This is a genomic window from Streptomyces sp. SX-6 (assembly GCF_059089585.1).
This window is the reverse complement of the sequence record NZ_JBTHHU010000028.1, coordinates 93,785-102,774: the sequence shown is the minus strand read 5'-3', so window position 1 is coordinate 102,774 and position 8,990 is coordinate 93,785. Positions and strand designations below refer to the sequence as shown.

At 71.3% G+C, this 8,990-nt stretch carries 11 protein-coding genes; 2 read left to right on the top strand and 9 right to left on the bottom strand.

Translation table 11 applies throughout. The features are described 5' to 3' along the window. Positions 1-605 (top strand): CAP domain-containing protein (locus ACV530_RS27710; RefSeq protein ID WP_494335356.1); only part of this gene is annotated, 605 nt, incomplete at its 5' end. A 58-nt stretch (positions 606-663) separates the two neighbouring features. Here the strand turns inward: ACV530_RS27710 and ACV530_RS27705 are convergent. Continuing rightward, entirely contained in the window at positions 664-1,248 is a 585-nt protein-coding gene (locus ACV530_RS27705) for a flavodoxin family protein (RefSeq protein WP_494335355.1), read from the bottom strand. A gap of 111 nt (positions 1,249-1,359) precedes the next feature. On the opposite strand from ACV530_RS27705, the gene ACV530_RS27700 reads away from it, so the two are divergent. Further along, complete coding sequence (locus ACV530_RS27700) at positions 1,360-1,737, top strand: winged helix-turn-helix transcriptional regulator (RefSeq protein ID WP_494335354.1); 378 nt, start codon at positions 1,360-1,362, stop codon at positions 1,735-1,737. A gap of 5 nt (positions 1,738-1,742) precedes the next feature. Here ACV530_RS27700 and mutM read toward each other — a convergent pair whose 3' ends face one another. From mutM to recG, 8 genes are all read right to left on the bottom strand, one after another. Continuing rightward, positions 1,743-2,597, bottom strand: coding sequence for a bifunctional DNA-formamidopyrimidine glycosylase/DNA-(apurinic or apyrimidinic site) lyase (mutM, locus tag ACV530_RS27695; RefSeq protein WP_494335353.1), 855 nt, complete (start codon positions 2,595-2,597; stop codon positions 1,743-1,745). A gap of 70 nt (positions 2,598-2,667) precedes the next feature. After that, on the bottom strand, positions 2,668-3,438 hold the full coding sequence (gene rnc, locus ACV530_RS27690) for a ribonuclease III (RefSeq protein WP_494335352.1): 771 nt from the start codon (positions 3,436-3,438) through the stop codon (positions 2,668-2,670). A 19-nt stretch (positions 3,439-3,457) separates the two neighbouring features. Beyond that, a complete protein-coding gene (rpmF, locus tag ACV530_RS27685; RefSeq protein WP_003951102.1) occupies positions 3,458-3,631 on the bottom strand; it encodes a 50S ribosomal protein L32 in 174 nt (57 codons plus the stop codon). A gap of 2 nt (positions 3,632-3,633) precedes the next feature. Beyond that, on the bottom strand, positions 3,634-4,230 hold the full coding sequence (locus ACV530_RS27680; RefSeq protein ID WP_494335351.1) for a YceD family protein: 597 nt from the start codon (positions 4,228-4,230) through the stop codon (positions 3,634-3,636). 175 nt (positions 4,231-4,405) lie between these two features. Then, positions 4,406-5,452 (bottom strand): F0F1 ATP synthase subunit B, encoded by a 1,047-nt coding sequence (locus tag ACV530_RS27675; RefSeq protein ID WP_494335359.1) that lies wholly within the window; start codon positions 5,450-5,452, stop codon positions 4,406-4,408. Between the two features lie 127 nt (positions 5,453-5,579). Beyond that, positions 5,580-6,092 carry a pantetheine-phosphate adenylyltransferase gene (coaD, locus tag ACV530_RS27670; RefSeq protein ID WP_494335350.1) on the bottom strand — a complete coding sequence of 171 codons (513 nt, stop codon included), beginning with the start codon at positions 6,090-6,092 and terminating at the stop codon, positions 5,580-5,582. Continuing rightward, positions 6,089-6,688 carry a 16S rRNA (guanine(966)-N(2))-methyltransferase RsmD gene (gene rsmD / locus ACV530_RS27665; protein WP_494335349.1) on the bottom strand — a complete coding sequence of 200 codons (600 nt, stop codon included), beginning with the start codon at positions 6,686-6,688 and terminating at the stop codon, positions 6,089-6,091. Before rsmD ends, coaD begins: the two co-directional genes overlap by 4 nt. A gap of 82 nt (positions 6,689-6,770) precedes the next feature. Then, positions 6,771-8,969 carry an ATP-dependent DNA helicase RecG gene (recG, locus tag ACV530_RS27660; RefSeq protein ID WP_494335348.1) on the bottom strand — a complete coding sequence of 733 codons (2,199 nt, stop codon included), beginning with the start codon at positions 8,967-8,969 and terminating at the stop codon, positions 6,771-6,773. Between the last annotated feature and the right edge of the window lie 21 nt (positions 8,970-8,990).

The window sequence follows — 8,990 nt, the reverse complement described above, 5'->3', positions numbered from 1 at the left end:
GCGCCACCCAGGCGGTGGCGCCCCGGGCGGCGGGCCGGGGCACCGCCCCGCGCAGCGCCCCGGCGCCCGCGTCGCACCCGGTCCGTGCGTCCGCGGAGAGCCCGGCTCCGTCCGTGCTCCCCGCGGACGTGGACACCGAGGTCTCCGCCTCCGCGGACGAGACGGTGACGGCGCAGAACCCCGGGGACGTGCGGACGCCCGCCACGGACGTGCCCGCCGCGGACGTGCACGCCTCGGTCGCCGGCCAGATCGTGTCGCTGGTCAACGCCGAGCGGGCGAAGGTCGGTTGCCGTCCGCTGCGCGTCGACCACCGGCTCGGCTCGCTCGCCCAGTCCTTCAGCGACGACATGGCGCGGCGCGGTTTCTTCGACCACACCGACCCGGACGGCAAGTCGCCCTGGGACCGGGCCGCCAGGCGCGGCATCAGGAACCTCGGCGGCGAGAACATCGCCCGGGGCCATCCCGACGCGCACACGGTGATGGAGGCGTGGATGCACAGCGCCGGTCACCGGCAGAACATCCTCAACTGCGAGTACCGGACCCTCGGCATCGGTGTGCACCGGGGTCCGGGCGGCCCGTGGTGGACGCAGGACTTCGGGTACTGAACGGGCCGGTGGCCGTGGGGAGTTACCCACGGCCACCGGCCCGCCGGATGCGTGTGCCTCAGACGGCGGCGCGGCCGGCGACGAAGATCTTCGTCTGCTCGGCGACCCGGCGGCCGAGGTGCGCGGCGGTCTCGATGTCGGCCTTGTGCACGCCCTCCGGACCCTGGTCGTTGTTGCTCTGGGCGGCGGCGCCCAGGGAGAAGCCGAGGCGGTTGAGGTCGTTCTCGGAGGCCGTCGAGGAGTTCCAGCCCGGCATCAGACCGAGGCCGACCCAGTGCATGCTGTGCTGCGCGGCGAGGATGGAGAAGAACTGCAGGGTGTGCAGCTTGTCGCCGCTCTTGGAGGCGGAGTTGGTGAAACCGGCGGCCACCTTGTCCCGCCAGGCGCCCGTGAACCAGCGCTTGGACGAGGCCTCGGCGAAGGCGTGGAAGGCGCCGGAGGCGGTGCCCATGTAGGTGGGCGAACCGAAGACGATCGCGTCGGAGGCGTCGAGCAGCTCCCACTGCTCCTCGGTGATCTCGTCGACCTTGATCAGGTGGACGGTCGCACCGGCCTCGGCGGCACCGGTGCGCACGGCCTCGGCGAGCACGGCGGTGTGGCCGTAGCCCGAGTGGTAGGCGATGGAGACGACGGGAGTGGTCACGACAAAGCTCCTCGGAAGAACCGTGGGGGGAACCGAACACCGAGAAGGAAAGCACTAACTTTTTGAAAGCGCAACCCACTGGTTAGCGCTGTGCAGGAGTATGGTGTCTCCATGACCCGTGACTGTCATGGCGACCTGGCCTTCGACGTCTTCGCCCGCAACTGCCCCTCGCGCGAGACTCTGTGCCATGTCACCGGGCGCTGGGGCAGCCTGACGCTGGGCGCCCTGCACGAGAACACCCTGCGTTTCAACGAACTGCGCCGCCGCGTCGAGGGCGTGAGCGAGAAGATGCTGGCGCAGACCCTGCAGGCGCTCGAGCGCGACGGACTCGTCCACCGCGAGGCACAGCAGGTCAATCCCCCGCGCGTGGACTACCGCCTCACGCCGCTGGGAGCGGAGATCGCCGAGCGGCTGAGGGGCCTGATCGAACTCGTGGAGACCCGGATGCCGCAGGTCACCGAGGCGCGGCAGACGTACGACGGCGCCTGACGCGGTCAGCCGCGCGGCGGGCGCTGGCAGCGCGGGCAGAAGTAGCTGGAGCGGTTCATCCACGGACGGCGGCGGATGGCCGTGCCACAGCGGCGGCAGGGCTCGTCCTCGCGCCCGTACGCGTCCAACGACCGGTCGAAATAGCCGGATTCGCCGTTCACATTGACATAGAGGCTGTCGAAGCTGGTGCCGCCGACCGCCAGTGCCTCGTTCATGACCTCGCGTACATGGGTCAGCAGCTCGGCCGTCTGCGGGCGGGTCAGGGTCGCGGTCGGCCGGTCGTAGTGCAGCCGGGAGCGCCACAGGGCCTCGTCGGCGTAGATGTTGCCGACGCCGCTGATCAGCGACTGGTCGAGCAGGGCGCGCTTGATCGTCGTCCGGCGACGGCGCAGGGCGGCGTGGAACGCCTCGTCGTCGAAGGCCGCGTCGAGCGGATCACGGGCGATGTGCGCGATGACGTCCGGGAGCCCGTCGGGATCCGTGTCGTGCAGCGACAGCCCGCCGAAGGTGCGCTGGTCGACGAAGCGCAGCTCCGTCCCGGCCGCGTCCGCGAAGCGGAAGCGGATGCGCAGGTGCTTCTCGTCCGGGGAGCCCTGCGGCTGGACGAGGAGCTGGCCGCTCATACCGAGGTGGGCCAGGACGGCCCGGGTGCCGTCCCCCGCCGGCAGCCACAGGTACTTGCCCCGCCGCTGTGCCGGACCGAGCCGTACGCCCGTCAGCTGTGCGGCGAAGTCCTCCGCCCCGGCCGCGTGGCGGCGCACCGCCCGGGGGTGCAGGACCTGGACGGCGGCGACCGTACGTCCGCTCACCCAGCGTTCCAGCCCGCGCCGTACGACCTCGACCTCGGGCAACTCGGGCACGGCTCTCCTTCGACGGGGTGCGGACGGAGTCCGGCCCGTGACGCGGGTGCGTCACGGGCCGGAGGGTGTTTCAGTGCGAAGCGGCGTCGTTCTTGCCGTCCGACTGCGCGGTCTTCGCACGGGCTTCCGCCGCGGCGTTGATCGCGCGCCAGGCGGACTCCGCCGCCTGTTGCTCCGCTTCCTTCTTGCTGCGGCCGGTGCCGGTGCCGTACGCGACACCACCGACGCGGGCAGCAGCCGTGAAGGTCTTCTCGTGGTCGGGCCCCGTCTCGGTGACGAGGTACTCCGGCACGCCCAGCCCCTCCGTCGCCGTCAGCTCCTGGAGACTGGTCTTCCAGTCCAGGCCGGCGCCGAGGTTCGAGGACTTCTCGATCAGCGGATCGAAGAGCCTGTGCACCAGTTCGCCCGCGGCGTCGAGGCCACGGTCGAGGTAGACCGCGCCGATCACGGCCTCCAGGGTGTCGGCGAGGATGGACGCCTTGTCGCGGCCGCCCGTGCCCTCCTCACCCCGGCCGAGCCGGATGAACGACCCGAGCTCCAGGCCCCGGCCGACTTCCGCCAGTGCCCTGGAGTTGACCACCGCGGCCCGCAGCTTGGCCAGTTGGCCCTCGGGCAGGTCCGGGTGGATGCGGTACAGCGTGTCCGTGACCACCAGGCCGAGCACAGAGTCCCCGAGGAACTCCAGCCGCTCGTTGGTGGGCAGCCCGCCGTTCTCGTACGCGTACGAGCGGTGGGTCAGCGCACGCACCAGAAGGGCGGTCTCGAGTTCATACCCGAGCCGCCCTTCCAGAAGCGTGTGGGACGAGGCCGTGTCCGCCTGTGGTGTGGTGGCGTCCGACATAGAGCCTGTCACCCGCCGATCAGACCTCGAGGACCTGGCGCTTGTTGTAGGTGCCGCAGCTCGGGCACGCGATGTGCTGCTGCTTCGGCTCGTGGCAGCGCTCGCACGCCACCAGGGTGGGGACCGCAGCCTTCCACTGCGACCGGCGGTGGCGCGTGTTGCTGCGCGACATCTTCCGCTTCGGAACAGCCACGGCTACTTCTCCTGTGAGTCATCCCCGTTGGAACGGGGGGCGTTGTCCATCTCGCCGCTCTGGTCTGAACCGGCGAGTCCCTGCAGTGCCGCCCAACGGATGTCGACGGTCTCGTGGTGGTGGTCCGGGTCGTCCGCCAGCCGTGCCCCGCACTCGGAGCACAGACCAGGGCAGTCGTCCTGGCACACCGGCTGCAGCGGCAGTGCGAGCACCACCGCGTCACGCAGCACGGGCTCGAGGTCGAACAAGTCGTCCTCGAGGAAGAGCATGTCCTCCTCTTCCTCCGAGTCCTCGTCGGGCTCCGCCACAGGGCGGCCCCGGCTGTCGGCCTCGGGGTAGGAGTACATCTCCTGGAAGTCCGCTTCGAGCTCTCGCTCCAGCGGCTCCAGACACCTTACGCACTCCCCCGTGAGCGGTGCACGGGCGGTGCCTGTGACAAGCACCCCTTCCATGACCGACTCAAGGCGGAGTTCCAGCTCCACCGGCGCGCCCTCGGCGACACCGATGACCTCGATACCGAGGTCGGCCGGAGCCGAAACCGAGCGGGAGAGCCTCTTCAGCGCACCGGGACGCCGCCCCAGCTCGTGTGTGTCGAACACAAGAGGGGAACGGTGATCAAGGCGAACGTTCAGGGCTTCCTGCTTTCTACGCTGCGGTGATGGCTGCCGCTGTGACGACCGGAGTCGGTGCGCCGGGGCAGCCCTGATCGCGGACATACGCGCGACCGAACAGCCAGGATACTGGACGGTCGGCCACGGGCCCAATCCGGGAGGGTCAGTGCCCCTGTTCGTAGCGGCGGAGCTGCTCGAGGTCGATCATGCTCGTGTCGAACAGGCTGGTCTCGTCGAGCGCTCCGCCCGCCTGGACCTGCGGCTGATGCTGGTGCTGCGCCTGGGGCTGCTGCTGGTGCTGGGGCTGCTCGTAGGCGCCGTAGCCCTGCCCGGCCCCCTGGGACGGCCAGGCATAGGGATCCGGCTGCTGGTAGCCGCCCTGGGCGGCGTACGGGTCCGGCTGCTGCGCGTAGTGCGGCTGGTAGTCGTACACGTCCTGCTGCGCGTAGCCGGAATGATCCTGCGGGGCAGGCGCCGGGGCGGGCTCCTCGCTGACGGCGGCCAGGCCGGCGAGGTAATCCCCGTCGTCGGCGCCACGCGGCGAGGGGAGGCCGTCCTGGGCGGCCATGTGGGCGCCCAGTTCGTCGATCGGCCGGGCCCCCTGCAGCTTCTGGCGGCCCCGCCCGACGGCCTCGAGCGTCTTGGCCAGCACGGCCGAGACCGCGGCGAGCTTGGTGTCCACGTAGGCGTCGGCGTTGTGGCGCTGGGCGGCGGGGTCGGCGCTCCGCTCGGGCACGTCCGGATCGGCCGGGTCGGCGTACCCGTCGCCCCGGCCGAGCATCTTCTCGCGGCCGCGGTCGACGGAGCCGATCGTCTTGGTGAGGACGACCTCGAAGTTGGCGAGCTTGGCGTCGACGTAGTCGTCGGTCTGGGCGCGGATCTCCTCGGCCTCCCGGCGGGCCTCGGCCAGGATGCGGTCGGCCTCCTGCTGGGACTGGCGGGCGACCTCGGTGTCGGAGATCAGCGAGCCGCGGTGGGCGCGCGCGGACTCGAGGATCCGCTCGGCCTCCTCCCGGGCGTCGGCGACCAGCTGCTCCCGGCCGCCGATGACCTCCTGCGCCTGGGCGAGCGAGCCGGGCAGAGCCCCCCGCACCTCTTCCAGCAGGGCGAGCAGCTCGGCCCGGTTGATGACGCACGAGGCGGACATCGGCATGGAGCGGGCACCGGCGACGGTAGCGACGATCTCGTCGAGCTTCTTCTGCACGTCCACCTTGACGATCGCCACTTTCTGTCTGATCGAGGGGGGCCTGTCTGGCTGAGAGGCCTGTCCGGCCGAGGGGCGGGAACGCCACGACTGTACGGCCGGCGCCGCCCGCCCGACACCAACTGACGAAGGGTCAGTTGCGCGCGAGCCGCTCGGTGAGGGCCTCCAGCACCACCGGGGGCAGCAGGTGGGAGACATCACCGCCCCAGGCCGCGACCTCCTTGACCAGGCTGGACGACAGGAAGCTGTAGGTGGGGTTGGTCGGGATGAACACCGTCTCCACACCGGAGAGGCCGTTGTTCATCTGGGCCATCTGCAACTCGTAGTCGAAGTCGCTGACGGCACGCAGGCCCTTGACGATGGCGGGGATGTCACGGTCCCGGCAGAAGTCGACCAGCAGGCCGTGGTGCGCCTCGACCTCGACGTTGCCGTACTGGGCGGTGACCTGGCGCAGCAGTTCTATCCGCTCTTCGACCGTGAAGAGTCCCTGCTTGTTCTTGTTGATCATCACCGCGACGTGCACGACGTCGTAGAGCTTCGAAGCGCGGGCGATGATGTCGAGGTGTCCATTGGTCACGGGGTCGAACGACCCCGGACAGACGGCGCGGCGCAACAACGGTGGTTCCTCGCTCTCCGGTCCATTCATGGCGTGCCTGGAGCTGTGCCGGGTGGGCACGCCGAGGCGGCGCGACCGTACCAAAGCGTTCCTTCGCCGTAGCGACGGGCCCTCAGGGCCTCGAAACCCTCCGGCCAGCGGAACTCACCGCCCCGGGTGCTGCGCTCCACGGTGATCAGCGCTTCCCCGGCCAGCCAGCCGTGGGCGGAGAGTGTGAGGAGGATCTCGCGCAGTTCGTCATCTGACACGGCGTACGGCGGGTCGAGGAACACCACGTCGTACGGGCCGGCGGGGGCGGGGGCGGCCACGATCTGCTCGGCCTTGCCGGTGCGCACCTCGGCGCCGGGCAGCCCGATCGCGCGTACGTTCTCGCGGATGACGCGGACCGCCCGGGCGTCGGCCTCCACCAGCAGGACGTGCCCGGCGCCGCGCGAGAGCGCCTCGAGGCCGACGGCTCCCGAGCCGCCGTACAGGTCCAGGACGCGGGTGCCCTCGAGGGTGCCGAGCAGGGAGGCCCAGGTCGAGAACAGGCCCTCGCGCGCCCGGTCGGAGGTCGGACGGGTACCGGTACCGGGCGGCACGGCAAGGCGGCGTCCGCCGGCGGCTCCGGCGATCACGCGGGTCATGGGTCCTCGGGTCCTTCGTGGGTGTGGTGCGGTGGTGATCCTCAGCGTAGGCGGTGGCCGCCGGGTGTGCCGGGCCGGGCCCTCACCCCTTGTCGAGGTAGCTCTCGCGCTCCTCGTCCAGCAGCGCGTCCAGCGCGGTGCGCAGGTCGGGGAGGCCGGAGAGCTCCGGGTCCGCCGCGACGACCGCCGAGGCCTCCTCGCGGGCCGCCGAGATGACCTCCTCGTCGTCGATGACGGTGAGCATGCGCAGCGACGAACGCACACCGGACTGGGCCTGGCCGAGCACATCGCCCTCGCGGCGCTGCTCGAGGTCGATGCGGGAGAGCTCGAAACCGTCCAGGGTGCCGGCGACGGCGGCCAGCCGGGCGCGCGCGGGGCTGGCCTCGGGCATCTCGCTGACCAGCAGGCACAGCCCGGCGGCCGAGCCACGGCCGACCCGGCCGCGCAGCTGGTGCAGCTGGGAGACGCCGAACCGGTCCGCGTCCATGATCACCATGACGGTGGAGTTGGGCACGTTCACGCCCACCTCGATCACGGTCGTCGCGACCAGGACGTCCACCTCGCCGGCCGCGAAGCGGCGCATGACGTCGTCCTTCGCCTCGGGCTGCATCCGGCCGTGCAGCACCTCCACGCGCAGCCCGGCGAGCGGGCCCTTGGCCAGCTGCTCGGCGATCTCCAGGACCGCGAGAGGCGGACGCTTCTCCGCCTCGTCCTCGGCCGATTTCTTCCGCCCGTTGTCCTCCTCGTCGCCGATGCGCGGGCACACGACGTACGCCTGGTGCCCGCCCTCGACCTCCTCGCGCACCCGATCCCAGGCGCGCGTCAGGAAGTGCGGCTTGTCCTTGGCGGGCACCACGTGGGTGGCGATGGGCGACCGGCCGGCGGGCAGCTGGTCCAGGACGGACGTCTCGAGGTCGCCGAAGACGGTCATGGCGACGGTGCGCGGGATGGGCGTCGCCGTCATCACCAGCACGTGCGGCGGCTGCTTGCCCTTGGAGCGCAGCGCGTCGCGCTGCTCGACGCCGAACCTGTGCTGCTCGTCGACGACGACCAGGCCCAGGTCGTGGAACTGCACCTTGTCCTCGATCAGCGCATGGGTGCCGACGACGATCCCGGCCTCGCCGGTGACCAGGTCGAGCAGCGCCTGGCGGCGCGCCGCGGCGCCCATCGAGCCCGTCAGCAGCACCACCTTGGTGCCCTGCTCGGCGCCGCCGAGCATGCCGCCCTCGGCGAGCTCGCCCATCATCTCGGTGATCGACCGGTGGTGCTGCTGGGCGAGCACCTCGGTGGGGGCGAGCATCGCGGCCTGGCCGCCCGCGTCGACCACGCCGAGCATGGCGCGCAGGGCGACCATGGTCTTGCCGGAGCCGACTTCGCCCTGGAGCAGCCGGTGCATGGGGTGCTCGGTGGCGAGGTCCTCGAAGATCTCGCCGGAGACCTTGTGCTGGCCGTCGGTGAGCGTGAACGGCAGCTTGGCGTCGAACGCGTCGAGCAGACCGCCCGCGACGGGCTTGCGCGCCACGGCCGGCAGCTGGGCGTCCGCGTGACGCCGGCGGGCGAGGGCGACCTGGAGGACGAACGCCTCGTCCCACTTCAGGCGCGCACGGGCGTCCTCGATGTCCGCCTTGGTGCGCGGGCGGTGGACCTTGCGGAAGGCGTCGGCGAGGTCGGCCAGCCCCCGCCCCTCGCGCAGCGCGGGCGGCAGCGGGTCGACGATGCCCTGCCAGGCCTCCGCCTCGAAGAGGTCCAGCAGCGTGCCGACGGCCTTGGTGAGCTTCCACGACTGGAACTGCTTGCACGCCGGGTAGATCGGCAGCAGCCGGCCCGCGAACTCCTCGGCGGCGCCTGCGCCGCTGTCGCGGTCCAGCAGCTCGTAGTCGGGGTGCATCAGCTGGCGGGTGCGGTTGAAGACGGACACCTTGCCGGCGAACATGCCGCGCCTGCCGGGCACGAGCTCCTTCTCGTGGGCGTAGGCGCCCCGGCCGAAGAAGACGAGGGTCAGCGAGCCACTGCCGTCGGTGACCACGACCTCCAGGCGCACGCCCCGGCCGTGGTTGAACGTCTTCATCGCGGCCTTGGCGACCTGCGCGACCACCGTGGCGTGCTCGTCGAGCGGCAGGTCGGCGAGCCGGGTCAGCTCGCCGCGCTCGGCGTAGCGGCGCGGGTAGTGGTGCAGCAGGTCACCGGCGGTGTGCAGGCCGAGGTGCTCGGCCATCACCTTCGCGGTGTTGCCGCCGAGGATCTTCTTCAGGGGTTCTTGGAGCGCGGGCACGCAACCCATTGCACACCAGACCGCTGACAC

Coding starts and splice junctions, on each gene's coding strand:
- rsmD (WP_494335349.1), bottom strand. CDS start 6,688: ATGACCCGCGTGATCGCCGGAGCCGCCGGCGGACGCCGCCTTGCCGTG.
- recG (WP_494335348.1), bottom strand. CDS start 8,969: ATGGGTTGCGTGCCCGCGCTCCAAGAACCCCTGAAGAAGATCCTCGGC.
- ACV530_RS27700 (WP_494335354.1), top strand. CDS start 1,360: ATGACCCGTGACTGTCATGGCGACCTGGCCTTCGACGTCTTCGCCCGC.
- coaD (WP_494335350.1), bottom strand. CDS start 6,092: ATGAATGGACCGGAGAGCGAGGAACCACCGTTGTTGCGCCGCGCCGTC.
- rnc (WP_494335352.1), bottom strand. CDS start 3,438: ATGTCGGACGCCACCACACCACAGGCGGACACGGCCTCGTCCCACACG.